General features: G+C 70.0%; 23 protein-coding genes. 21 read left to right on the top strand and 2 right to left on the bottom strand.

Annotated features, from left to right (window positions below):
• Positions 1-33 precede the first annotated feature (33 nt).
• The gene (locus ACIP5W_RS15045) at positions 34-339 is read right to left on the bottom strand and encodes a ferredoxin (protein WP_401472243.1); all 306 of its coding nucleotides are present in this window, start codon (positions 337-339) and stop codon (positions 34-36) included.
• Positions 340-583: 244 nt separating this feature from the next.
• Between ACIP5W_RS15045 and arc the strand changes: the two genes are divergently transcribed.
• The 6 genes from arc to prcA all read left to right on the top strand — a co-directional run bounded on the left by arc (position 584) and on the right by prcA (position 6,735).
• Positions 584-2,350: a proteasome ATPase gene (gene arc, locus ACIP5W_RS15040; protein WP_401472240.1), complete on the top strand. Its 1,767-nt coding sequence runs from the start codon at positions 584-586 to the stop codon at positions 2,348-2,350.
• Between the two features lie 229 nt (positions 2,351-2,579).
• Positions 2,580-4,091 carry a depupylase/deamidase Dop gene (gene dop / locus ACIP5W_RS15035; RefSeq protein WP_401472237.1) on the top strand — a complete coding sequence of 504 codons (1,512 nt, stop codon included), beginning with the start codon at positions 2,580-2,582 and terminating at the stop codon, positions 4,089-4,091.
• Between the two features lie 189 nt (positions 4,092-4,280).
• A complete protein-coding gene (locus tag ACIP5W_RS15030) occupies positions 4,281-4,499 on the top strand; it encodes a ubiquitin-like protein Pup (RefSeq protein WP_363089217.1) in 219 nt (72 codons plus the stop codon).
• A gap of 121 nt (positions 4,500-4,620) precedes the next feature.
• Entirely contained in the window at positions 4,621-5,133 is a 513-nt protein-coding gene (locus ACIP5W_RS15025; RefSeq protein ID WP_401472232.1) for an endonuclease VII domain-containing protein, read from the top strand.
• Positions 5,085-5,930 carry a proteasome subunit beta gene (gene prcB / locus ACIP5W_RS15020; RefSeq protein ID WP_401472229.1) on the top strand — a complete coding sequence of 282 codons (846 nt, stop codon included), beginning with the start codon at positions 5,085-5,087 and terminating at the stop codon, positions 5,928-5,930. Before ACIP5W_RS15025 ends, prcB begins: the two co-directional genes overlap by 49 nt.
• A 58-nt stretch (positions 5,931-5,988) precedes the next feature.
• Positions 5,989-6,735 carry a proteasome subunit alpha gene (gene prcA / locus ACIP5W_RS15015; RefSeq protein WP_401472226.1) on the top strand — a complete coding sequence of 249 codons (747 nt, stop codon included), beginning with the start codon at positions 5,989-5,991 and terminating at the stop codon, positions 6,733-6,735.
• Positions 6,736-6,806: 71 nt separating this feature from the next.
• Here prcA and ACIP5W_RS15010 read toward each other — a convergent pair whose 3' ends face one another.
• A complete protein-coding gene (locus ACIP5W_RS15010; protein ID WP_401472223.1) occupies positions 6,807-7,820 on the bottom strand; it encodes a LacI family DNA-binding transcriptional regulator in 1,014 nt (337 codons plus the stop codon).
• A 120-nt stretch (positions 7,821-7,940) separates the two neighbouring features.
• Here ACIP5W_RS15010 and ACIP5W_RS15005 point away from each other — a divergent pair, with 120 nt between their 5' ends.
• The 15 genes from ACIP5W_RS15005 (at position 7,941) to ACIP5W_RS14935 (ending at position 23,338) form a co-directional block, all read left to right on the top strand.
• Positions 7,941-9,200 carry an MFS transporter gene (locus tag ACIP5W_RS15005; protein WP_401472220.1) on the top strand — a complete coding sequence of 420 codons (1,260 nt, stop codon included), beginning with the start codon at positions 7,941-7,943 and terminating at the stop codon, positions 9,198-9,200.
• Between the two features lie 9 nt (positions 9,201-9,209).
• On the top strand, positions 9,210-10,571 hold the full coding sequence (gene pafA, locus ACIP5W_RS15000) for a Pup--protein ligase (RefSeq protein WP_020117715.1): 1,362 nt from the start codon (positions 9,210-9,212) through the stop codon (positions 10,569-10,571).
• 215 nt (positions 10,572-10,786) lie between these two features.
• Positions 10,787-11,797 (top strand): FKBP-type peptidyl-prolyl cis-trans isomerase, encoded by a 1,011-nt coding sequence (locus ACIP5W_RS14995; protein ID WP_401472216.1) that lies wholly within the window; start codon positions 10,787-10,789, stop codon positions 11,795-11,797.
• Between the two features lie 59 nt (positions 11,798-11,856).
• The gene (locus ACIP5W_RS14990) at positions 11,857-12,228 is read left to right on the top strand and encodes an FKBP-type peptidyl-prolyl cis-trans isomerase (protein ID WP_073495330.1); all 372 of its coding nucleotides are present in this window, start codon (positions 11,857-11,859) and stop codon (positions 12,226-12,228) included.
• 130 nt (positions 12,229-12,358) lie between these two features.
• Positions 12,359-13,336, top strand: a complete 978-nt coding sequence (locus tag ACIP5W_RS14985) for a helix-turn-helix transcriptional regulator (protein ID WP_401472212.1) — start codon at positions 12,359-12,361, stop codon at positions 13,334-13,336.
• A gap of 18 nt (positions 13,337-13,354) precedes the next feature.
• Positions 13,355-14,452 (top strand): helix-turn-helix transcriptional regulator, encoded by a 1,098-nt coding sequence (locus ACIP5W_RS14980; protein WP_401472209.1) that lies wholly within the window; start codon positions 13,355-13,357, stop codon positions 14,450-14,452.
• Positions 14,449-14,742 carry a hypothetical protein gene (locus ACIP5W_RS14975; RefSeq protein ID WP_401472206.1) on the top strand — a complete coding sequence of 98 codons (294 nt, stop codon included), beginning with the start codon at positions 14,449-14,451 and terminating at the stop codon, positions 14,740-14,742. The genes ACIP5W_RS14980 and ACIP5W_RS14975 overlap by 4 nt, the downstream gene beginning before the upstream one ends.
• A gap of 20 nt (positions 14,743-14,762) precedes the next feature.
• A complete protein-coding gene (locus ACIP5W_RS14970) occupies positions 14,763-14,957 on the top strand; it encodes a hypothetical protein (RefSeq protein ID WP_401472203.1) in 195 nt (64 codons plus the stop codon).
• Positions 14,958-15,218: 261 nt separating this feature from the next.
• Positions 15,219-15,506 carry a Sec-independent protein translocase subunit TatA gene (gene tatA / locus ACIP5W_RS14965; RefSeq protein WP_363089206.1) on the top strand — a complete coding sequence of 96 codons (288 nt, stop codon included), beginning with the start codon at positions 15,219-15,221 and terminating at the stop codon, positions 15,504-15,506.
• A 47-nt stretch (positions 15,507-15,553) separates the two neighbouring features.
• Positions 15,554-16,498 carry a twin-arginine translocase subunit TatC gene (gene tatC, locus ACIP5W_RS14960; RefSeq protein ID WP_401472199.1) on the top strand — a complete coding sequence of 315 codons (945 nt, stop codon included), beginning with the start codon at positions 15,554-15,556 and terminating at the stop codon, positions 16,496-16,498.
• Between the two features lie 130 nt (positions 16,499-16,628).
• Positions 16,629-19,481, top strand: coding sequence for a DEAD/DEAH box helicase (locus ACIP5W_RS14955; protein ID WP_401472196.1), 2,853 nt, complete (start codon positions 16,629-16,631; stop codon positions 19,479-19,481).
• Positions 19,482-20,318: 837 nt separating this feature from the next.
• Complete coding sequence (locus ACIP5W_RS14950) at positions 20,319-21,941, top strand: ATP-binding protein (protein ID WP_401472193.1); 1,623 nt, start codon at positions 20,319-20,321, stop codon at positions 21,939-21,941.
• Positions 21,938-22,345: a roadblock/LC7 domain-containing protein gene (locus ACIP5W_RS14945; RefSeq protein ID WP_356563317.1), complete on the top strand. Its 408-nt coding sequence runs from the start codon at positions 21,938-21,940 to the stop codon at positions 22,343-22,345. The genes ACIP5W_RS14950 and ACIP5W_RS14945 overlap by 4 nt, the downstream gene beginning before the upstream one ends.
• A complete protein-coding gene (locus ACIP5W_RS14940) occupies positions 22,342-22,737 on the top strand; it encodes a DUF742 domain-containing protein (protein ID WP_401472190.1) in 396 nt (131 codons plus the stop codon). Before ACIP5W_RS14945 ends, ACIP5W_RS14940 begins: the two co-directional genes overlap by 4 nt.
• Positions 22,718-23,338 (top strand): GTP-binding protein, encoded by a 621-nt coding sequence (locus ACIP5W_RS14935; RefSeq protein ID WP_401472187.1) that lies wholly within the window; start codon positions 22,718-22,720, stop codon positions 23,336-23,338. Before ACIP5W_RS14940 ends, ACIP5W_RS14935 begins: the two co-directional genes overlap by 20 nt.
• The last annotated feature ends 2 nt before the right edge of the window (positions 23,339-23,340 follow it).

Genomic DNA, 23,340 nt, shown 5'->3' with positions numbered 1-23,340 from the left:
ACCGGACAGCCGTCACCGCCGGTGCCCACCCGCTCACCCGGCGTCCGGCCCGTAGACCTCGACCCGGTCCGAAACCCTCCGCACATGGATGCAGTCGCCCGGACACTCCCGTGCCGAGTCCACCACGTCCGTCAACAGCGGCAGCGGAACCGGCGCCGTGGCGCCCCTGTCCTGCAGAAGCTCGTCATCAGGACTCTTGACGTACGCCAGACCGTCGATGTCCAGCTCGAACACCTCCGGCGCGTACTGCGCGCAGATGCCGTCACCGGTACAGAGATCCTGGTCGATCCAGACCTCCAGCGCCTCGCCACCGACACCGGCTTCCTGCTGTACGCCCATGACTCCTGCCGATCGTTTGCCGAGCCGTACGGGAACGATGCAGGCTCTGACGGGTGTTGAACACTTCGACCCTACCTCCGGCAGCTTTCCAATCATGTTCGGTGGGTATTCCCCTGGCGTGAGGGAGAGCGCAAGGGTGAAGATCGGACACACCCCGACAGTCTTTGTGATCTAGGGGTTTCAATCGACACCCACCCAGGTAGGGTCTGGAAGCGTCCAGCTCCCCTTGGAGGAGGTGAGGACCGTGGCAGCCCACGACGACGACATGAACCGCGGCATCCGCCCGGGACGAGGGTCCGACGACCCCGCCGGGCAGATTGCCTACCTTGAGCAGGAGATCGCCGTCCTGCGACGCAAGCTCGCCGACTCTCCGCGACACACGAGGATTCTCGAAGAGCGGATCGTCGAGCTGCAGACCAACCTGGCCGGCGTGTCCGCCCAGAACGAGCGACTGGCCAACACACTCCGTGAGGCCCGCGACCAGATCGTGGCCCTCAAGGAAGAAGTCGACCGGCTCGCACAGCCGCCGGCCGGCTTCGGTGTCTTCCTGCAGGCGAACGAGGACGGCACCGCCGACATCTTCACCGGGGGCCGCAAACTCCGGGTGAACGTCAGCCCCAGCGTCGAGCTCGAGGAGCTCCGGCGCGGCCAGGAACTGATGCTCAACGAAGCCCTCAACGTGGTCGAGGCCATGGAGTACGAGAGCGTCGGCGACATCGTCACCCTCAAGGAGATCCTCGAGGACGGCCAGCGCGCCCTGGTCGTCGGACACACCGACGAAGAGCGGGTGGTCAGGCTCGCCGAGCCCCTGCTGGACGTCGTCATCCGGCCCGGCGACGCCCTGCTCCTCGAACCCCGCTCCGGGTACGTCTACGAGGTCGTCCCCAAGAGCGAGGTCGAAGAACTCGTCCTCGAAGAGGTCCCCGACATCGGGTACGAGCAGATCGGCGGTCTCGGCGGCCAGATCGAGGCCATCCGCGACGCGGTCGAGCTGCCCTACCTCTACCCGGACCTGTTCCGGGAGCACGAGCTGCGGCCGCCCAAGGGTGTACTGCTCTACGGCCCCCCCGGATGCGGCAAGACGCTCATCGCCAAAGCCGTCGCCAACTCGCTGGCCAAAAAGGTCGCCGAGGTCACCGGCCAGGCCGCCGGCAAGAGCTTCTTCCTCAACATCAAGGGCCCCGAGCTGCTCAACAAGTACGTCGGCGAGACCGAGCGGCAGATCCGCCTGGTCTTCCAGCGCGCTCGTGAGAAGGCCAGCGAGGGCACCCCCGTCATCGTCTTCTTCGACGAGATGGAGTCCCTCTTCCGCACCCGCGGCTCCGGTGTCAGCTCGGACGTGGAGAACACCATCGTCCCGCAGCTGCTCGCCGAGATCGACGGCGTGGAAGGCCTCCAGAACGTGGTCGTGATCGGTGCCTCCAACCGCGAGGACATGATCGACCCGGCCATCCTGCGCCCCGGCCGGCTCGACGTGAAGATCAAGATCGAACGTCCGGACGCCGAAGCGGCCAAGGACATCTTCGGCAAGTACCTCACCGAACGTCTCCCGCTCCACTCGGACGACCTCGGCGAGCACGCCGGCGACCGCACCACCACCGTCGAAAGCATGATCCAGACGGCAGTGGAACACATGTACGCCGAATCCGAGGAAAACCGCTTCCTGGAAGTCACCTACGCCAACGGCGACAAGGAAGTCCTCTACTTCAAGGACTTCAACTCCGGCGCCATGATCGAGAACATCGTGGGCCGGGCCAAGAAAATGGCCATCAAGGACTTCCTCGAGAAGAACCAGAAGGGCCTCCGCGTCTCCCACCTCCTCCAGGCATGCGTGGACGAGTTCAAGGAGAACGAGGACCTCCCCAACACCACCAACCCCGACGACTGGGCCCGCATCTCCGGAAAGAAGGGCGAGCGGATCGTCTACATCCGCACCCTGATCACCGGAAAGCAAGGCTCCGACACCGGACGCTCCATCGACACGGTGGCGAACACCGGACAGTACCTGTAGAACCAGGGCGGCTGCGGGTCCCCTTTCCGGGTACCCGCAGCCGACTGCTTTTCGGGCCACGGCTGGAGCAGGCAATGACGCAAATGATCTCCCCACCAGCGCAGAGGCGTTCTAGGCTCATCCGTACCGCCGGGCGCAGTGCGGGGACGGGCACCGCACACGCACCGGAGCACCCGCGGTACTTGAGCGCCGCCCACGACCGAGGGCGCCGCCGGGCAAGGAGGGCCGCATGACCGTACGGCGAGTAATGGGCATCGAGACGGAATACGGGATCTCCGTCCCCGGTCACCCGAACGCCAATGCCATGCTCACCTCGTCCCAGATCGTCAACGCCTACGCGGCGGCGATGCACCGGGCCCGCCGGGCCCGCTGGGACTTCGAGGAGGAGAACCCCCTGCGGGACGCCCGAGGCTTCGACCTCGCCCGCGAGGCCGCCGACTCCACCCAGCTCACCGACGAGGACATCGGCCTCGCCAACGTGATCCTCACCAACGGCGCCCGCCTCTACGTCGACCACGCCCACCCCGAGTACAGCTCGCCCGAGGTCACCAACCCGCGCGACGCCGTCCTGTGGGACAAGGCGGGCGAACGGATCATGGCCGAGGCGGCCGAACGGGCCGCGGCACTGCCGGGCGCCCAGCCGATCCACCTCTACAAGAACAACACCGACAACAAGGGCGCCTCCTACGGCACGCACGAGAACTACCTGATGAAACGGGAGACCGCCTTCTCGGACATCGTGCGCCACCTCACGCCCTTCTTCGTCTCCCGCCAGGTCTTCGCCGGGGCCGGCCGGGTGGGCATCGGCCAGGACGGACACGAACACGGCTTCCAGCTCAGCCAGCGCGCGGACTACTTCGAGGTCGAGGTCGGCCTCGAGACCACACTCAAGCGCCCGATCATCAACACCCGCGACGAGCCGCACGCCGACGCCGAGAAGTACCGCCGCCTCCACGTGATCATCGGCGACGCCAACCTCTCGGAGATCTCCACCTACCTCAAGCTCGGCACCACCGCCCTGGTCCTGTCGATGATCGAGGACGGCTTCATCGCCGTCGACCTGGCGGTGGACCAGCCCGTCCGCACCCTCCACCAGGTCTCCCACGACCCCACCCTCAAGCGCCTGGTCACACTGCGCAGCGGCCGCACACTCACCGCGGTCCAACTGCAGATGGAGTACTTCGAACTGTCGCGCAAGTACGTGGAGGAGCGCTACGGGGCGGACGCCGACGACCAGACCAAGGACGTCCTGGCACGCTGGGAGGACACCCTCACGCGCCTGGAGAACGACCCCATGAGCCTGGCCGGCGAACTGGACTGGGTGGCCAAGCGCGAACTGATGGAGGGCTACCGGCGCCGCGACGGCCTCGACTGGGACGCCGCCCGCCTCCACCTGGTCGACCTCCAGTACGCCGACGTACGCGCCGAGAAGGGCCTCTACAACCGCCTGGCGGCCCGCGGGCGCGTGAAGCGGCTCCTGGACGAGACGGAGGTCGAGCGGGCCGTGGGCAAGCCCCCGGAGGACACCCGCGCGTACTTCCGCGGCCGCTGCCTGGAGCAGTACGCCGACGACGTGGCGGCGGCCTCCTGGGACTCGGTCATCTTCGACCTACCGGGCCGCGACAGCCTCCAGCGGGTTCCAACCCTGGAACCGCTTCGCGGAACGCGAAATCACGTCAAGGCGCTCCTGGACCGTTGCCGCACGGCAGAAGACCTGGTCAAGGTCTTGTCCGGGAACTGAACGGGCACTCGGCCGGACCCGGGCGCGCGGGGTGGAAACCCCCGCGCCCGGGAATCATCGAGGTGGCACCCGCACGTTGTCGCAACTGCGGGGCCGATGTCGGACCCGGCTTGTAGGGTCTGATCATCACCGATCGGCAGGAATGCCGACCTGTCGACCATGTCGGGCGAACTGAGCGGGGTGAGGGTTATGGCGACCAAGGACACCGGCGGCGGCCAGCAGAAGGCGACGCGCTCCACCGAGGAGACCGAGGAGCAGGCGGCGGAGACGCAGGCCTCGGACGACCTCAAGGAACGTCAGGAGAAGCTGAGCGACGACGTGGACTCGGTTCTTGACGAGATTGACGATGTACTCGAGGAGAACGCAGAGGATTTCGTGAGGTCCTTCGTCCAGAAGGGTGGAGAGTAGTTTCACCTTTGATTCAAAGGTGAAACCCGGGGGCTTTGAGGTGATCGAAGAGTCGACGCTCAGGCGGTGCTCACGGTGCAAGCAACACTTGCCTGGAGCGGCGTTTGCAAGCAACAAGTCCATGCCCGACGGTCTCCAGGCGTACTGCCGGGAGTGCTCCGCTGAGTACTGCCGGCAGCGCCAGGAGGCCAAAGGGAAGAAAGTTCGAGAGAAGGTTCCTGTCCCACCGGGACACAAGCGGTGTCCGCAGTGCGAGGACGTGAAGCCGCACTCCGAATGGGAGCGCAACAAGGCGTCGTCGGACGGGTGGGCGAGTTACTGCCGTGCTTGCCGAGCGGAGCGGAACCGGATCAGCTACTTCAAGCGCAAGTACGGCCTGACGCCGACGGAGTTGGACGCACTCGTCGCGGATCAGCACGGCGTCTGCTGTATATGTCTTGCCGCCCCGGCCGAGCATGTGGATCACTGCCACAAGACGGGTAGGGTCCGAGGCGTACTGTGCTTCAGCTGCAATGCCGCACTGGGGCAGTTCAAGGATCGGCCCGATGCCATAAGGCGGGCTGCTGCTTACGTGGAAGGAATCGCGTGGAAGCCAACACTCGTAGCACCGGGCGTCTACCAGCTGCCTTCCTGACGCCTGGGTCCTCGTCCTTCATGGACTTCCTCTCCGAGCACCAGCCGGAGCTGCTGCCCGGCAACCGGCAGCTGCCCGCGATGCAGGGTGTGATCGAGGCGCCGCACGGCACGACGATCGTGGCCGTGACCTTCCCCGGTGGTGTGGTGCTCGCCGGTGACCGTCGCGCGACCATGGGCAACGTCATCGCGCAGCGCGACATCGAGAAGGTGTTCCCGGCGGACGAGTACTCGGCCGTCGGTATCGCGGGCACCGCGGGTCTGGCCGTGGAGATGGTCAAGCTCTTCCAGCTGGAGCTGGAGCACTTCGAGAAGGTCGAGGGCGCCCAGCTGTCGCTGGAGGGCAAGGCGAACCGCTTGTCGACGATGATCCGCTCCAACCTGGGCATGGCCATGCAGGGCCTGGCCGTGGTGCCGCTCTTCGCCGGGTTCGACGTGGACCGCGGCAGGGGCCGGATCTTCTCCTACGACGTCACCGGCGGCCGTTCCGAGGAGCACCACTTCGCGGCGACCGGTTCGGGTTCGGTGTTCGCGCGCGGTGCCATGAAGAAGCTGTACCGCCAGGACCTGAGCGAGGAGGACGCCACGACGCTCGTGGTCCAGGCGCTCTACGACGCGGCAGACGACGACTCGGCGACCGGTGGTCCCGATGTCGCCCGCCGGATCTACCCCATCGTCACCGTGATCACCGAGGACGGTTTCCGCCGGCTCACCGACGACGAGTCCTCCGGGATCGCCCGTTCGGTGCTGGCCCGTCGTCTCGAAGAGCCGGACGGTCCTCGGGCCGCGCTGCTGTAGCGGGCCGGGTTCCTGGCAAGGTGATCGAGTGACTTCCACAGAAAGGGACGGATAACCGGTGTCGACGCCGTTCTATGTCTCACCCCAGCAGGCGATGGCGGACCGCGCGGAGTACGCGCGCAAGGGCATCGCCCGTGGTCGGAGCCTGGTGGTGCTCCAGTACGCCGACGGCATCGTGTTCGTCGGTGAGAACCCGTCCCGTGCGCTGCACAAGTTCAGCGAGATCTACGACCGGATCGGTTTCGCCGCCGCCGGCAAGTACAACGAGTACGAGAACCTCCGGATCGGCGGGGTGCGCTATGCGGACCTGCGCGGTTACACCTACGACCGGGACGACGTGACCGCCCGGGGTCTGGCCAACGTCTACGCGCAGACGCTGGGCACGATCTTCTCCTCGGCCGGTGAGAAGCCGTACGAGGTGGAGCTGGTGGTGGCGGAGGTCGGTGAGACGCCGGACGGCGATCAGATCTACCGGCTGCCGCACGACGGGTCGATCGTGGACGAGCACGGTTCGGTCGCGGTCGGGGGCAATGCCGAGCAGATCGGCAGCTATCTGGATCAGCGCCACCGGGACGGCATGAGCCTGGCCGAGGCGCTGAAGCTCGCCGTGCAGGCTCTGTCCCGGGACACCAGTGGTACGCAGCGGGAGATTCCCGCCGAGCGTCTGGAGGTCGCGGTGCTGGACCGTACGCGTCCGCAGTCGCGCAAGTTCAAGCGGATCGTCGGCCGGCAGCTGGGGCGGCTGCTGGAGGCCGGCGGGGCGTCGACGGAGGCGGAGAGCGCCGAGGAGCCGGACGAGAAGTAGTCCGGCCTGTCTCCGATGTGCCCCGGCCGGTTCTCCGGTCGGGGCACGGGCGTTTTCCCCGGGGGTGCCTCTCAGGCCCTGGGTGGGGCCGTGGAGCCCCGGACGACCAGGTGGACCGGGATCTGTCCGGTCTCGGGTGTCCGGCCGTCCAGGACCGCCAGCAGGGCCCGCATGCCGTGCTCTCCGAAGAGTTCGGCGTCCAGGCGTACGGTCGTCAGTTCCGGGTCGAGTGCGGCGGCGAGCGCGATGTCGTCGACGCCGGTGACGGAGATGTCGTCGGGTACCCGCAGTCCGCGCCGCCGTGCGGCTTTGTAGACGCCGGCGGCGAGTTTGTCGTCGTCGCAGACGACGGCGGTGGGGCGGGGGCCGGGGGTGTCCAGGGCGGCTTCCGTGGCGGTGCGGGCGCCGTCGATGGTCATCGGGGTGGGGGCGGTCCGCAGGGTGGTGCCGGGGACGGCGTGCAGGCGTGCGGCCAGTTCGCGCGCGCGTACTTCGAAGGTCCAGGAGGGCACGTCGGACGCCAGGTGCAGGAAGTGCCGGTGGCCGAGGTCCAGCAGGTGTTCGGCGACCTGGCGGGCGCCGTCGGCGATGTCGAGGTTGACGGTGGCGGACCCGAGGCTGCCGTCTGGGTCGCTGTCGAGCATGACGAGGGGCAGTTGGTCGCCGCGGATGGCGGTGAGGGCGTCGGCGGCCATGGAGGAGGCCAGGACGCCGTCCAGTGCGGCGGGGGCGGAGGCGAAGGGGTCGGGGGCGGGGCCGATGCCCTCGGGGGAGGGGTAGAGCACCACGCCGAAGCCGTGGGTGGTGGCGAGCCGGGCCGCGCCGGTGTAGACGCCGGCGAAGAACTCGGTGGTCAGTTCCGGGACGACGAGCAGGACCGTGCGGGTGCGGCCCAGGCGCAGGTTGCGGGCGGCCAGGTTGGGGCGGTAGCCGAGGTCGCGGGCGGCCTGGCGTACCCGTTCCGCGGTGGGCTCGGAGACGCGGCCGCGCCACTTGTCGCCGAGTACCAGGGAGACGGCGGCCTGGGACACCCCGGCGGCGCGGGCGACGTCACGGCTCGTCGGGCGCGTGCTGGCTCGTGCCACCGTGGGCCTGCTCTTTCGTCTGGACGTGTGAACAGCGCACATGGTACGTATGACCGAAGCGCGTTATACGTAAAACCTTGGCGGGGCCGACCGCCTCGGGGGAGTCGACGGAGGCGGGACATGGCCGCGGGATACCTGGAGATCCTCAGGGCGCGGCACGCGGCCCGGCTCCTCGCCGGCACCCTGGTGGGGCGGCTGCCCAACGCCACGGGTGCCATCGCGATCGTGCTGTTCGTGCGCGCCGAGGGCGGCAGCTACACCCTCGCGGGTGCCCTGGCGGCCGTGTACGGCGTCGCCAACGCCGTCGGTCAGCCGCTGCTCGGCCGCCTGGTCGACCTGTACGGCCAGCCGCGTGTGCAGTTGCCCGCCGCGTTCGCCGCGGCCCTCGCCATGGGCGCCTTCGCCTTCACCGGCATCGCCCCGCTCCCGCTCGCCCACGTCCTCGTGGCGGCCGCCGGGCTGTTCACCCCGCCCCTGGAGGGCGGTCTGCGGGCGTTGTGGCCGTCGGTGCTGCGCCGGGAGGACCAGGTGCACACCGCGTACGCCATGGACGCGGTGGCCCAGGAGGTGATGTTCACCGTCGGGCCGCTGCTGGTGACCCTGTGCACCTCGCTCTGGTCGGCGCAGGCCGCCCTGCTGGTCCTGAACGCGCTCGGTGTGCTCGGGGCGCTGACCGTGGTCGTCTCGCCGCCCTCGCGCGCGTGGCGCTCCGCTCCGCGCGAGGCGCACTGGCTCGGCGCCCTGCGCTCGCCCGGTCTGCTCGCGCTGCTCGGTGCCTTCCTGTTCGTCGGCATCGCGCTGGGTTCCATCACGGTGGCTTCCGTGCCGTACGCCGACGACCACGGCGGTGACGTGGTGTACGGCTGGCTGATGGCCGCCCTCGGCCTCGGCGCGCTCGTCGGCGGGGTGGCCTACGGGGCGCGGCGGTGGGTGGGCGTGCCGGAGCGGCGACTGCGGGTCCTGGTGGCGTTCCTGGCGGTGTGTTACCTGCCGCTCATGCTGATGCCGGGCGCGGTCGTCATGGTGGCGCTCACCGCGTTGGCCGGCGTGTTCCTCGCGCCCGCGCTCGCCTGCGCCTTCGTCCTCGTCGACCGGCACGCGCCGCGTGGCACCGTCACCGAGGCGTTCTCCTGGCTGGTGACCACTTTCACGGTCGGTCACTCGCTCGGAACGGCCGTGGCGGGCCCGGTCGTCGAGGCGGGTGGCGCCCGGTGGGGATTTGCCGTACCGGGCGCGGCGGGTGCCGTGACATTGGTGGTTTTGCTGGCCACGGGGCGGGTACTTGCGGTTCCCGCTGGAAGTGGGGTGGTTGCGGCTTCATCGGAAAATGATCCGAACCGTGCCGTCGAACCCCGTTTCAGTTCAGGGGATCGGGCGTAATGTTCACTCATGGACCGCCGCATTTTCGGGCTGGAGAACGAGTACGGCGTCACGTGCACGTTCAGGGGACAGCGCCGCCTGTCGCCTGACGAGGTGGCGCGGTACCTCTTCCGGCGTGTCGTGTCATGGGGCCGAAGCAGCAATGTCTTTCTGCGGAACGGCGCCCGCCTCTATCTCGACGTGGGATCGCATCCGGAATACGCGACACCCGAATGTGACAACGTGACCGAACTGGTCACCCACGACAAGGCCGGCGAGCGCATTCTCGAGGGACTCCTGGTGGACGCGGAACGACGCCTGCACGAGGAAGGAATCGCGGGCGACGTCTACCTCTTCAAGAACAACACCGACTCGGCGGGCAACTCCTACGGTTGCCACGAGAACTACCTGGTGGCCCGGCACGGGGAGTTCTCCCGGCTCGCGGACATCCTCATCCCCTTCCTGGTGACCCGGCAGCTGCTGTGCGGGGCGGGCAAGGTGCTCCAGACGCCCCGCGGGGCCGTCTACTGCGTGAGCCAGCGGGCCGAGCACATCTGGGAGGGCGTCTCCTCGGCGACGACCCGTTCCCGGCCCATCATCAACACCCGCGACGAACCGCACGCCGACGCCGAGCGCTACCGTCGCCTGCACGTCATCGTGGGCGACTCGAACATGTCCGAGACGACCATGCTGCTGAAGGTCGGCGCCACCGACCTGGTGCTGCGCATGATCGAGGCGGGCACCGTGATGCGCGACCTCACCCTGGAGAACCCGATCCGGGCGATCCGCGAGGTCAGCCACGACATCACCGGCCGGCGCAAGGTGCGCCTGGCCAGCGGCCGTGAGGCCTCCGCCCTCGAGGTGCAGCGCGAGTACTACGAGAAGGCCGTGGACTTCGTCGAGCGCCGCGGCATCCGTACCGGCACCGTCGACCAGGTCCTGGAGCTGTGGGGCCGCACGCTGGACGCGATCGAGGCCGAGGACCTCGACCGCATCGGCACCGAGATCGACTGGGTGATGAAGTACAAGCTCATCGAGCGGTACCGGGCCAAGCACAACATGACCATGTCGCACCCGCGCGTGGCGCAGATAGACCTCGCCTACCACGACATCCACCGCCGTCGTGGCCTCTACTACCTGCTGGAGCGCAAGGGCCAGGCCGCCCGGATCTGCAACGACCTGAAGATCTTCGAGGGCAAGTCGGTTCCTCCGCAGACCACTCGGGCGCGGTTGCGCGGCGACTTCATCCGCCGGGCGCAGGAACAGCGGCGGGACTTCACCGTCGACTGGGTCCACCTCAAGCTCAACGACCAGGCGCAACGCACGGTGTTGTGCAAGGACCCGTTCCGTTCGGTGGACGACCGGGTGGAGAAGCTGATCGCCGGAATGTGACCGGGCACCGCGTTTCCCGGTGAGGCCGGAACGCAACACGGGCGCCGTACGTTTCCCGTACGGCGCCCTTCTCATGCCGTCAGTGCCGTCCCGGAGGACAACCCCCGGAGCCCCCGGCCGAAACGGAACCGGGCCGGAACCTGAATCGGCACGGAATCGTCAGTAAGGTAGCGCGCACGCCATCAGCAAGATCAACCGATTACGAGGCCCCCACCGTGCGCCGACGCTCACTCATTCTCGCCGCCGTACCCGCAGGACTGGTCACGCTCGCCGGATGCGGGGACGACGACTCGTCCGGTTCGTCGGGCAAGGTGGACAACAGTGCGTCGCCCTCCGCCTCGGCCTCCTCCGCCGCGCCCGCTCCCAAGATCGTCGACGGGCCGCTGCCGGCCATCACCGCGGGCACGAAGTTCGGGGAGAAGCCGACGGTCGCCAAGGGCAGCGGCGAGCCCTCCGACCAGCTCGCCGTGAAGACGGTCATCGCGGGCGGCGGCCGGACCGTCGCGGAGGGCGACTACATCCAGGCCCAGTACCTCGGCCAGATCTGGGACACCGGCAAGGTCCTCGACAACTCCTACGACCGCGGGGCGCCGCTGCTCACCCAGCTCGCGCAGGGCAGCACCATGGAGGGCTGGCGCTATGCCCTGACCGGCAAGAAGGCCGGCAGCCGGGTGGAGTTCGCCGTCCCGCCCGCCTGGGGCTTCGGCAAGGAGGGCAACGCGGAGGCGGGCGTCAAGGGCACCGACACGCTGGTGTTCGTGTTCGACGTCCAGGACACCTTCAACGCCAAGAGCTCGGCCAAGGGCAAGGACGTCCCCCAGGACGACGCCGCCCTGCCGAAGGTCGGCACCAACACCGACGGCAAGGCGCCCTCCGTCGAGATCCCCGAGACCGATCCGCCGAAGAAGCTCGTGTCGGGCTACGTCATCGAGGGCGACGGGGAGGCCGTCGCGGCCGACGACACCGTCCTCGTGCAGTACAAGGGCGTCATCTGGGACACCGGCAAGGAGTTCGATTCGACGTACAAGCGGTCCGCGCTGACCTCGTTCTCCCTCCAGCAGGTCGTCAAGGGCTGGGCGCAGGGTCTGACCGGCAAGAAGACCGGCAGCCGCGTCGTCATCGTCATCCCGCCCGACCTGGGGTACGGCGACCAGCCGCCGGCCGGCAGCGGCATCGAGAAGGACTCCACGATGGTCTTCACGGTGGACATCCTCGCGAAGATGTGACGCCGTCGTGATGTAAGACTGTGCTGTTGCCTTTCCGCGAACAAGCAGGAGCGTAAGACGTGAGCATCGAGAAGCCCGAGATCGACTTCCCGGGCGGCGAGCCCCCGGCGGACCTCGAGATCAAGGACATCTGGGAGGGCGACGGTGAGGTGGCGCAGGCGGGCCAGACCGTCTCCGTGCACTACGTCGGTGTCGCCTTCAGCACCGGTGAGGAGTTCGACGCCAGCTGGAACCGCGGCACCCCGTTCCGCTTCCCGCTGGGCGGCGGCCGGGTCATCAAGGGCTGGGACCAGGGCGTGCAGGGCATGAAGGTCGGCGGCCGTCGCCAGCTGACCATCCCGGCCCACCTCGCCTACGGCAACCAGAGCCCGACCCCGGCGATCAAGCCGGGCGAGACGCTGATCTTCGTGGTCGACCTGCTCGGGGTCTGATCGTCGTACGACCGGTCTCGACCGGCTGGGGCCCATGCCTGTCCGGGCATGGGCCCTCGGCTTTTGCCCGGGAGCCGCGGAGCGGTACGGTCATCCGTCGGAAGCACCACAGGAGAGGCGAAGGGCGTCGATGGCCATTGCCAAGGCAGAGCGGCTGATGAACCTGGCGCTGTGTCTGCTCGGGACGCGGCGGCCGCTCAGCAAGCGCGAGCTGCGTGACTCCATCGAGGCCTACGTCGAGGCGTTCGGTCCGGGCAGGGGCGGGGCCGGAGCGGACGACTCCTTCAACCGGATGTTCGAGCGGGACAAGGACGACCTGCGCGAGCTGGGCCTGGTCATCGAGACCGTCGAGAGCCTGGACGGCGAGATCGGCTATCTCGCCCGCCGTGACAGCAACCGGCTGCCGGCCATCACCCTCGACGCCGAGGAGGCCGCCGCCCTGGGCCTGGCCGCCAAGGTGTGGCAGCAGGCCAGGCTCGCCGGCGCGGCCAGCGGCGCCCTGCAGAAACTGCGCGCGGCGGGCCTGCCCGAGGACGTCGACCCCTACGAGCCCCACAGTGCCCTGGAGCCGCGCATCCCCGTCCACGAGGCCGCGTTCGAGCCGCTGATGCTGGCCTGCCGCGACCGCCGCCCCGTCGTCTTCGACTACCGCAAGGCCACCGCCGCCCGTCCCGAGCCCCGGCACGTGGAGCCGTGGGCCCTGGAGTGCTGGCGCGGCCACTGGTACCTCGCGGGCTGGGACCGCGACCGGGGTGCCGAGCGCGTCTTCCGGCTGTCCCGCATCACCGGCAAGGTGCGCTCGCGCGGTACGGCGTTCAGCGCGCCCGTGCCCGACGTCGTCACCGTCCGCGAGACCGTGGCCGGCTGGGCGGGGGAGACCGCCGACCGCAGCGCGCTGATCCGGCTGCGCGGCGGCTGTGGGTACCCCCTGCGGGCGAGGGCCACGGCGGTGCGGGAACTCGGCGACGGCTGGGACGAGTTGGAGATTCCGTACGGGCACGGCCTGGACGCCTGGCTGGTGGAGTTCGGGCCGGACGTGGTGGTGCTGGAGCCCGCGGAGCTGCGGGCGGACGTGGTGGACCGGCTGCGCGCCGTGGCCAAGGGCTGAGGGGGAGCGAGCAACACAGTGGCAGGCAAACCGGTCAGGCCGGCGAACGCGATCGACCAGACCCGGCGGATGCTCTCCCTGGTGACGTATCTGCGGGAGCGCCCGGGAGCGCGCATCGAGGACGTCGCCCGCGCCTTCGGGATCACCGAGGACGAGCTGGTCTCCGACCTCGACGTGCTGCCCATGTGCGGCACCAGCTTCCGCGGCGGCGACCTGCTCGACATCGACACCGACGGCGAGCGGATCTGGTGGCACAACCCGGCCGCCCTCGGCGCGGACGCCGCCGAGCCGCTGCGGCTGGCCGCAGACGAGGCGACCGCGCTGCTGGTGGCCGCCCGCGCGGTGGCGACCCTGCCCGGCCTGCGCGAGAGCGACCGCCAGGCACTGCTGCGGGCCACCGCCAAGGTGGAGACCGCGGCCGGGGAGGCGGCGGGCGCCAGCTCCCGCCTGTCGGTGACCTTCGAGTCCGAGGGCGGGGTCTTCGCCGACGTCGACCGGGCGATCTCCGAGCGCCGCCGGCTGTGGATCCGCTACTACTCGCCCGCCCGCGACGAGGTCACCGAGCGCGAGATCGACCCCATCCGCCTCGTCAGCGTCGGGCACACGTACGTGGAGGCCTGGTGCCGCCGCTCCGAGGCGCGCCGCACCTTCCGTCTCGACCGGGTCGCGGAGATCAGGATCCTCGACGAGCCCGCCGCGCCGCCGGAGGTCGAACTGCGGGACCTGTCGGAGGGGCTGGTCCAGCCCGCCGCCGAGGACCCGGAGGTCGTCGTCGAGGTGGGGCCCGCCGGGCGCTGGGTCGCCGAGTACTACCCGCACGACAGCGCCGATGAACTCCCCGACGGCGGCCTGCGTATCACCCTGCGCACGCCCGACCCGGCCTCGCTGCGGCGGCTGGCACTGCGGCTCGGCCGCGACGGCCGCATCGTGGCGCCGCAGGACCTCGCCGACAGCGCTCGCCGCGCGGCCCGTGAGGCGCTGGCGGCGTACGACGGAGTGGAGGCAGAGGGGGCCGCGGGGTACGGCAGGGCCGCCGGACCCGTCGGCGGGCAGGGCGGCACGGAGCGGGCCGGGCAGGCGCGGGGGCGGATCGAGGGGCGGGAGCAGCAGCGGTGAGCGAGTCGGCGACGACGTCTGGTGTGCGGGGCGTCTCGGTGGCCTCGGCGTTCTCGGGCATGACCGGGGTGGCCCCGGTGGTCTTCAGGGCCGGCTGCCCGGACTGCCGCGGCCGTTTCGAACTCGCCGCCGGTGCGCTGCGCCTGGTCATCGGCGCCTCCAGCCGCACCACCTTCTACTCCTTCACCTGTCCCGACTGCGGCGCCGCCGTGCGCAAGCCGGCCGGGGAGCGGGTGGTCGAGCTGCTGACCGGGGGCGGGGTCAGGACCCTGCGGCTGCACACGCCGTAGGAAGGTCTAGGCTCGGCGTCATGTTCTGGCCGATGTTCGCGGTAGCCGTGGGTTTTCTGGGTCTCGCCGTCCTCGCGGTGTTCGCCGTCCGGGTCTTCCTGGAGGCGCAGCGTCTCGGCCGTCAGGTGTCGGACTCCGCGCAGCGCATCAACCGGGCCGCGGAGGAGCTGGAGCGGGCGTCCCTGAGCGCGGCCCGGGCCGTGGACACCCTGTGAGTGCCGCTGTGGCCCTCCTGTGAGTCCCGCGCGGAATGCGTTTTGGGACACTTCGCCCTCCCGTCGCGGTGGTCCGGACAGGTACGCTGCTGATCGCGGTCCGGAGAACGAGGCCCGGAACGCGGACCGGGAGTACGCACGGGGATTGCCTCACGTTCACCCCTGAGCGTTACGATCGCTGCCAGCACGATCGTTCGGACAACTGTCCGACCGGTCGGACAGCAATCCCACCCAGCCGCCTCGGTGAGAAGGTAAAGACTTATGTTCGGAAGGCTCGGCGCCCCCGAGATCATTCTCATCCTCGTCGTCATCATCCTGCTGTTCGGCGCGAAGAAGCTTCCGGACATGGCGCGCTCGCTCGGCAAGTCCGCGCGCATCCTCAAGAGCGAGGCCAAGGCGATGAAGGACGACGGCAGCAGCACGGCCACCCCGGCCGGCCCGCCCAACGACGGCGAGCAGCCGCCGGCTCAGCGCACCATCCAGGCCTCCCCCGGTGACGTGACCAGCTCGCGCCCGGTCAGCGAGCCGACGGATTCGACCAAGCGCTGACGCAGGGCCGGTGACCTCCGGCCCGCCGCACGAGATGGGAACGTGGGTTGCTCAAGTCCGCCCGCAAGAAGGAGAAGGACCCAGAGGGGCGGATGCCCCTCGCGGAGCACCTTCGTGAGTTGCGCAACCGGCTCGCGAAGGCGCTGCTGGCCATCGTGGTCGTGACGATCGTCGCCGCCTTCTTCTACAAGGACATCATCGAGTTCTTCACGAACCCGATCCTGACCGCGGTGGGGTGCGATTCGACCTTCGCGGAGCTGGCGCAGCAGAGGAGCGGCAACTGCGCCCGCATCGTCCTGAACGGTCTGCTCACCCCGTTCACGCTCGCCCTGAAGGTCTCCCTGATGGCGGGTGTGATCTTCGCGTCCCCGGTCTGGCTCTACCAGCTGTGGGGCTTCGTCGCGCCCGGTCTGCACCAGCACGAGCGCAAGTACGCCTACGCGTTCGTCGGCACGGGTGTCCCGCTGTTCCTCGGCGGCGCCTTCTTCGCGTACAAGACGCTGCCCACGATGGCGAAGGTGCTTCTCGAGTTCTCCCCGGCGGACCTGGACAACCAGCTGCCGCTCGACGACCTGCTCGATCTCATCGTGCGCATGGTGCTCGTCTTCGGCCTCTCCTTCGAGCTGCCGCTGCTGCTGGTCATGCTCAACCTGACCGGGGCGCTGACCGGCCGGCGCATGATGAGCTGGTGGCGCGGCATGATCATCGGCATCACGGTCTTCGCCGCCGTGGCCACGCCCAGCACCGACCCGCTGACGATGCTCGCGCTCGCCGGACCGATCTGGATCCTCTACTTCTTCGCGACCGGTTTCTCCCTGCTGAACGACCGCCGCAGGCGCCGCCGGGACGCCCTGGGCCCCGCCGACGACGAGGCCTCCGAGCTGGACCTCACCCCCGAGGACATCGGCGCGGTCGAGGCGGTGACCCCGAGCCGGACGCTGCCCGGACAGGCGAGCGCGGAACGGGTCAACGGCTACGACGACGTGACCTGAGCACCGGGACGGACCTCCTCGCGGCCGGGGCGCCCGTGCGGCGCCCCGGCCGCGCCGTGTGCCCGGGCGGCGACGCACCGTGAGGCCCTGAACTGCGCGGACGTGGGCCCCGGGGCAGTGGATCCGGATAATGATCGTCCTGTTGTCAGTGCGGCCCGGTACGGTGGAAAGCACGATGACAGAGGACCTCTCACCGGCCGAGCGGTACGCGGCAGCCCGTAAGCGTGCTGTCGAGCAGGCCACCGCGCTCGCCTCCTTCCGCGAGATGTACGACTTCGGTCTCGACCCCTTCCAGATCGAGGCCTGCCAGGCACTCGAGTCGGGCAAGGGCGTTCTGGTGGCCGCCCCGACCGGCTCGGGCAAGACGATCGTCGGCGAGTTCGCCGTCCACCTCGCCCTCCGGCAGGGCAAGAAGTGCTTCTACACGACACCCATCAAGGCGCTGTCCAACCAGAAGTACTCCGACCTGTGCCGTCGCCACGGCGCCGACAAGGTCGGTCTGCTGACCGGCGACAACAGCGTCAACTCCGACGCCCCGGTGATCGTGATGACCACCGAGGTCCTGCGGAACATGCTGTACGCCGGCTCGCAGACCCTCCTCGGCCTCGGCTACGTGGTGATGGACGAGGTGCACTACCTCTCCGACCGCTTCCGGGGCGCCGTATGGGAGGAGGTGATCATCCACCTCCCCGAATCGGTGACCCTGGTCTCCCTGTCGGCGACCGTGTCCAACGCCGAGGAGTTCGGCGACTGGCTCGACACCGTGCGCGGCGACACCGAGGTGATCGTCTCCGAGCACCGGCCCGTACCGCTGTTCCAGCACGTGCTCGCCGGACGGCGGATGTACGACCTCTTCGAGGAGGGCGAGGGCCACCGCAGGGCCGTCAACCCCGACCTCGCGCGGCTGGCCCGCATGGAGGCGAGCCGGCCGTCGTACCAGGACCGCAGGCGCGGCCGGAACATGCGCGAGGCCGACCGCGAGCGCGAGCGCAGACAGCGGTCGCGGGTGTGGACGCCCGGGCGTCCCGAGGTCATCGAGCGGCTCGACGCCGAGGGCCTGCTGCCCGCGATCACCTTCATCTTCAGCCGTGCCGCCTGCGAGGCCGCCGTCCAGCAGTGCCTGTACGCCGGGCTGCGGCTCAACGACGAGGAGGCGCGCGAGCGGGTCCGCGCCCTGGTGGAGGAGCGCACCGCCGCCATCCCCCACGAGGACCTGCACGTCCTCGGCTACTACGAGTGGCTGGAGGGCCTGGAGCGGGGCATCGCCGCCCACCACGCGGGCATGCTGCCGACCTTCAAGGAGGTCGTCGAGGAGCTGTTCGTCCGCGGCCTGGTCAAGGCCGTCTTCGCCACCGAGACCCTCGCCCTCGGCATCAACATGCCCGCCCGCTCGGTCGTGCTGGAGAAGCTCGTCAAGTGGAACGGCGAACAGCACGCCGACATCACCCCCGGCGAGTACACGCAGCTCACCGGTCGTGCGGGGCGCCGCGGCATCGATGTCGAGGGGCACGCCGTCGTGCTGTGGCAGCGCGGCATGAACCCCGACCACCTGGCCGGTCTGGCCGGCACCCGCACCTATCCGCTGCGCTCCAGCTTCAAGCCGTCGTACAACATGGCGGTCAACCTGGTCCAGCAGTTCGGCCGGCACCGCTCGCGCGAGCTGCTGGAGACCTCCTTCGCGCAGTTCCAGGCCGACCGGTCGGTCGTCGGGATCTCCCGGCAGGTGCAGCGCAACGAGGAGGGCCTGGAGGGCTACAAGGCCTCCATGACCTGCCACCTCGGCGACTTCGAGGAGTACGCGCGGCTGCGCCGCGAACTCAAGGACCGTGAGACGGAGCTGGCCAAGCAGGGCGCGGCCCAGCGGCGGGCCGAGGCGGCGGTGGCGCTGGAGAAGCTGAAGCCGGGCGACGTCATCCACGTGCCCACCGGCAAGTACGCCGGACTGGCGCTCGTCCTGGATCCGGGCCTGCCCGCCGGCCGGGCCAACGGTCATCGCGGCTTCGACCACTACGACGGGCCGCGCCCGCTCGTGCTGACCGCCGAGCGGCAGGTCAAGCGGCTCGCCGCGATGGACTTCCCGGTGCCCGTCGAGGCGCTGGAGCGGATGCGCATCCCGAAGACGTTCAACCCGCGCTCGCCGCAGTCGCGCCGCGACCTCGCCTCCGCGCTGCGCACCAAGGCCGGGCACATCACACCGGAGCGCGCCCGCAGGGGCCGGTCCCAGGCCGCCGACGACCGCGAGATCGCCCGCCTGCGCGCCGCGCTGCGCGCCCATCCCTGCCACGGCTGCTCCGACCGCGAGGACCACGCCCGCTGGGCCGAGCGCTATCACCGGCTGCTGCGCGACACCTCGCAGCTGGAGCGCCGGATCGAGGGCCGGACGAACACCATCGCCCGCACCTTCGACCGGATCGTGGCCCTGCTGACCGAACTGGACTACCTGCGCGGCAACGAGGTCACCGAACACGGCAGGCGGCTGGCCCGGCTGTACGGCGAGCTGGACCTGCTGGCGAGTGAATGCCTGCGGGCCGGCGTCTGGGAGGGCCTGGGGCCGGCCGAACTCGCCGCCTGCGTCTCGGCGCTGGTGTTCGAGGCCCGGTCCGGCGACGACGCGATGGCGCCGAAGCTGCCCGCGGGCAAGGCCAAGGCCGCGCTCGGCGAAATGGTGCGGATCTGGGGCCGGCTGGACGCCCTGGAGGAGGACTTCCGGATCAGCCAGACCGAGGGCGTCGGTCAGCGCGAGCCCGACCTCGGCTTCGCCTGGGCCGCCCACATGTGGGCCTCGGGCAAGGGCCTCGACGAGGTCCTGCGCGAGGTCGAGATGCCGGCCGGCGACTTCGTGCGCTGGTGCAAGCAGGTCATCGACGTCCTCGGGCAGATCGCGGCGGCCGCGCCCGCGGAGAGTTCGTCGGTGGCGAGGAACGCCCGCAAGGCGGTCGACGCACTGCTGCGGGGCGTCGTGGCGTACTCGTCGGTGGGCTGAGCGGACGGGGGCGGGAAGTCCGGTCGGAGCGGTGGCTCCGACCGGGCCCGCACGTATGCCGTCGGCCGAGCGGCGAGGCTGGGTCGCACGGGTGCCGTGGGCCGAGGGGAGCGGCCGGGTCGGACGGGTGTTGTCGGCCGAGCGGAGAGGCGGGGCCGGTGAAGTGTGCCGTCGCCCGAGGGGAGGCGCCGGGTCGGTGAACGGGGCGGTGGCAGGGCTCTGCTGACGGCCCGTGGACGGGGCCCCGCGGCGGGCGCGGGGCCGGTTGCGGTGAGTGCCTTCCCGGGCGCCGACTGCGTGCGGGGTCGCCGCCCGGGCCCGTCGCCGGGAAGCGCGACACCTCCGCCCCGGCCGGGCTGCCGCACCCGCCCGCGGTGACGAGGCGCCGGGCTTCGGCGAGGTCGTCCGCAGGGCCGGGGGCGGGTCCGCGTTGCGGACGAGCCGTTCCTCCGCGTACGCCGGGCCGATCGGCGTCGCGCCCGAACGGCGGATCCGATGCGCGCGCCCCGCCCCGGACCTCGCCCCGCGGCACCGCCGGGGCGGCCTTGCGCATGACGGGCGCCGGACGGCAGCCCCGCAACCCCTGATTCACCTGGCCCGGTGAAGTTCTTCGCACGCCCGTGCGCCTTTACGCAGCGTGTGCGAATGAACTCCGAGTGTGCAAAACGCCCGAGGTTACCCCAGGTACGGGTGTGGTTTCAGGTGGTTGCCGAACATGGCGCGGCGGTGATCCGGTCGGACTAGGCTCGCCCGCAGCGCACCGAGTTGAGGCGTATTCGTGCGCTTGTTCCCGAATATCCCGATGATGCCGACAGATCCCCTACAGAGGGTGCCCACATGGTGAGTGTTCAGTCCCCACCCGGTCGCCGTGAGCCGGCCTACGTCCGCACGGTGTTGCTGCCGGCGATAGTGATGGCCGCGGCGACCGGAGCGGCCGTCGCCCTGGTGGCGCCCCCGGCCCGGACGGCCGTCGGCGTCTGTGGAGCCGTCGCCACCCTCCTGGTGGTCCTCGCCGGCACCGAGTCGGTGCGCCGCGGCCGTCAACTGAAGGAACTGCGCGCGGAGAAGGAACGCCGGATCGGGAATCTGGAACGCCGGGTCCTCGCCCACGAGGAGCAGAACCTCCGGCTCGCCGACTACTTCGTCCCCCAGGCGGTGGCCTGGCTGCGCGCCGGCAACTCGCCCCGAGAGGTGATGCTCCACTTCGCCGACGTGGACGCCGGCTACCGCGACCTCGGAGAGGGCCAGCGGAAGGTGGTCAGGACGATCCTCGAGATCGTCGACCACGAGGAGGCCCTGCGCGACTCCGCACAGCGCTCGTTCGTCAGCGTCGCCCGGCGCGTCCAGGCCATCGTGCACCAGCAGGCCGCGGAACTGAGGGAGATGGAGGAGGACCACGGCCGCAACCCCGAGGTCTTCGACGACCTGCTGCGCATCGACCACGGAACCGCCCTGATCGGCCGTCTCGCCGACTCCATCGGCGTGCTCGGCGGCGGCCGCCCCGGCCGCAACTGGCCCCAGCCCGTGCCGCTCTACAGCGTGCTGCGCGGCGCCATGTCCCGCATCCTGGAGTACCGCCGCATCCAGCTCGACTCCATCGCCAAGGTCAACATCCGCGGCCTGTCCGTCGAACCGCTGATCCACGCGCTCGCCGAACTCCTCGACAACTCCACCCGCTACTCGCCGCCCACCAGCAAGGTGCACGTCAACGCCGTCGAGGTGCAGACCGGTATCGCGATCGAGATCGAGGACGCCGGCGTCAGCCTCAGCGAGGAGGCCCGCGCCAAGGCCGAGCGCATGCTGGAACAGGCCATGGCCGGTGTCGACATCCAGGACGTCGGGGGCACCCCGCGCCTCGGGCTCGCGGTCGTCGGCCGGCTCTGCACGGCGTTCAACATGCAGGTGTCCCTGCGCACTTCGGCCTACGGCGGCGTCCGTGCCGTACTGATCGCGCCGAGCGAGATGGTCACCTCGGACCCCGCGCCCGGCTTCGCCCACGGCATCGGCGCCACCGCCGTACCGCAGATCGACCTGGGCGACATCGAGAGCCCGAAGCGGCCTCCGAAGAAGCGCCGCCCCACCAACCCGAGGATCCCGGCGGGTGTCTCCCTGGACGACGACGAGGTACCCGAGGTCACCGAGTGGACCGACAAGGGCCTGCCCCAGCGCCGCAGCAAGACCACCATCCCGATCAGCCAGCGCTACCGCGAGGCGTACGCCGCCCAGGCGGCCGAACGCGCCGGTGAGCCGGACCCGTTCGCGCGGACCGAACCGGAACCCGAGCCCGGCGTCAAGCGGCAGGAGCCCGGCGTCGCCTTCGAGGCGTTCTGGGAGGGCCTGAAGAAGGAGGCCCCTCCTGGGCACCACCCGACGGACTTCACCCGCAACCCCACCGCATACCTGCATCTGCTCAAGGACAAGGCCAAGTTCGAGGCCGACGACGAAGGGGACCTCACGTGATCCAGCAGCGCCAAAACTTCGACTGGCTGCTCAAGGAACTCTACGACGGGGTTCCGGGCATCGAGATGATCGTCGTGCTCTCGGCCGACGGACTGCGCATCGCCCGCTACGCCGGTGATCCCGACGCCGCCGACCGGGTCGCGGCGGCCTGCGCCGGCCTCCAGAGCCTGGCCAACGCCGTCGCCCAGGAGATCCACTCCAGCGACGGCGAGATGAACCTGGTCATGATCGAGCTGAACGGCGGCTACTTCTACATGATGTCCGCCGGTGCCAACGCCTACCTCGCCGTTCTCGCCGACGTACGCTGCGAGGCCGGCCGCATGAGCGCCATGATGCGCGACCTCGTGGTGCGGATCGGGGCCCATCTGACCAGCCCGCCCCGACGGAACGGGCAGAGCGTATGACGCCTCCGCAACGCCGACGGCGCGACCCCGTCCCGGAACCGCCACCGCGGCCGTCCAAGGAGGAGGAGGGCAAGAACCCCGAACGGCTGTACATCATCACCGGCCCGGACGGCGAACGCGCCCCGCTCGACCTCGTCACCCTGATCGTGGCGCGCGCCGAACCGCCCTCCTCCGCCACCCCGGAGCAGTCGGCGGTGCTGCGGATGTGCCGGGCCCCGCTGTCGGTGGCCGAGGTGTCGGCCTATCTCAGCCTGCCGTTCAGCGTGGTGACGGTGCTGCTCACCGAGATGCTGGCGGCCGAACTCGTCCAGGCGCGCGCCCCGATCGTCCGGCAGCACCTCCCCGACCGTTCCCTCCTCGAAGCGGTGATGCATGGACTTCAACGGCTCTGACACCGTCCCCGGCCCACGCGCCGAGGACCACCTGCCGCAGACCACCACGGCGGCGGCCAAGATCGTCATCGTGGGCGGCTTCGGTGTCGGCAAGACGACCATGGTCGGGTCGGTCAGCGAGATCAAGCCGCTGACCACCGAGGAGACCATGACGCAGGCCGGTATCGGCGTCGACGACGACTACGGCTCCGACAGCAAGACCGCCACCACCGTCGCCATGGACTTCGGCCGCATCCGCATCACGGACCAGGTCGTGCTCTACCTCTTCGGCACCCCCGGCCAGGAGCGGTTCTGGTTCCTGTGGAACGGCCTGTTCGAGGGCGCCCTCGGCGCGGTCGTCCTGGTCGACACCCGCCGCCTGGAGGTCAGCTTCGAGGTCATGGGCCGGCTGGAGGAACGCGGCGTGCCCTTCGTGGTCGCCGTCAACACCTTCCCCGACGACCCCCGTTACCCGCTGGAGGACCTGCGGGGCGCCCTCGACCTGCCGCCCGAGGTACCGATCGTGGAGTGCGACGTACGCCGCCGGGCCTCCAGCCGCGACGTGCTGATGACGCTGACGCGCTTCCTGCACGACCTCGCGCGGACCGGCAGCCTGACCTGACA

The sequence above is a fragment of the Streptomyces sp. NPDC088766 genome (assembly GCF_044750845.1).
Lineage (GTDB): Bacteria > Actinomycetota > Actinomycetes > Streptomycetales > Streptomycetaceae > Streptomyces.
Note: the sequence above shows the minus strand (reverse complement) of the source record. Positions and strands in the feature narration are given on the sequence as shown.

Excerpts from the sequence above, each read along its gene's own strand:
- ACIP5W_RS15045 (WP_401472243.1), bottom strand. The coding sequence starts at position 339 with ATGGGCGTACAGCAGGAAGCCGGTGTCGGTGGCGAGGCGCTGGAGGTC.
- dop (WP_401472237.1), top strand. The coding sequence starts at position 2,580 with ATGACCGTACGGCGAGTAATGGGCATCGAGACGGAATACGGGATCTCC.
- ACIP5W_RS15030 (WP_363089217.1), top strand. The coding sequence starts at position 4,281 with ATGGCGACCAAGGACACCGGCGGCGGCCAGCAGAAGGCGACGCGCTCC.
- ACIP5W_RS15025 (WP_401472232.1), top strand. The coding sequence starts at position 4,621 with ATGCCCGACGGTCTCCAGGCGTACTGCCGGGAGTGCTCCGCTGAGTAC.
- ACIP5W_RS15005 (WP_401472220.1), top strand. The coding sequence starts at position 7,941 with ATGGCCGCGGGATACCTGGAGATCCTCAGGGCGCGGCACGCGGCCCGG.
- pafA (WP_020117715.1), top strand. The coding sequence starts at position 9,210 with ATGGACCGCCGCATTTTCGGGCTGGAGAACGAGTACGGCGTCACGTGC.
- ACIP5W_RS14985 (WP_401472212.1), top strand. The coding sequence starts at position 12,359 with ATGGCCATTGCCAAGGCAGAGCGGCTGATGAACCTGGCGCTGTGTCTG.
- ACIP5W_RS14970 (WP_401472203.1), top strand. The coding sequence starts at position 14,763 with ATGTTCTGGCCGATGTTCGCGGTAGCCGTGGGTTTTCTGGGTCTCGCC.
- tatA (WP_363089206.1), top strand. The coding sequence starts at position 15,219 with ATGTTCGGAAGGCTCGGCGCCCCCGAGATCATTCTCATCCTCGTCGTC.
- ACIP5W_RS14955 (WP_401472196.1), top strand. The coding sequence starts at position 16,629 with ATGATCGTCCTGTTGTCAGTGCGGCCCGGTACGGTGGAAAGCACGATG.
- ACIP5W_RS14950 (WP_401472193.1), top strand. The coding sequence starts at position 20,319 with ATGGTGAGTGTTCAGTCCCCACCCGGTCGCCGTGAGCCGGCCTACGTC.
- ACIP5W_RS14940 (WP_401472190.1), top strand. The coding sequence starts at position 22,342 with ATGACGCCTCCGCAACGCCGACGGCGCGACCCCGTCCCGGAACCGCCA.
- ACIP5W_RS14935 (WP_401472187.1), top strand. The coding sequence starts at position 22,718 with ATGGACTTCAACGGCTCTGACACCGTCCCCGGCCCACGCGCCGAGGAC.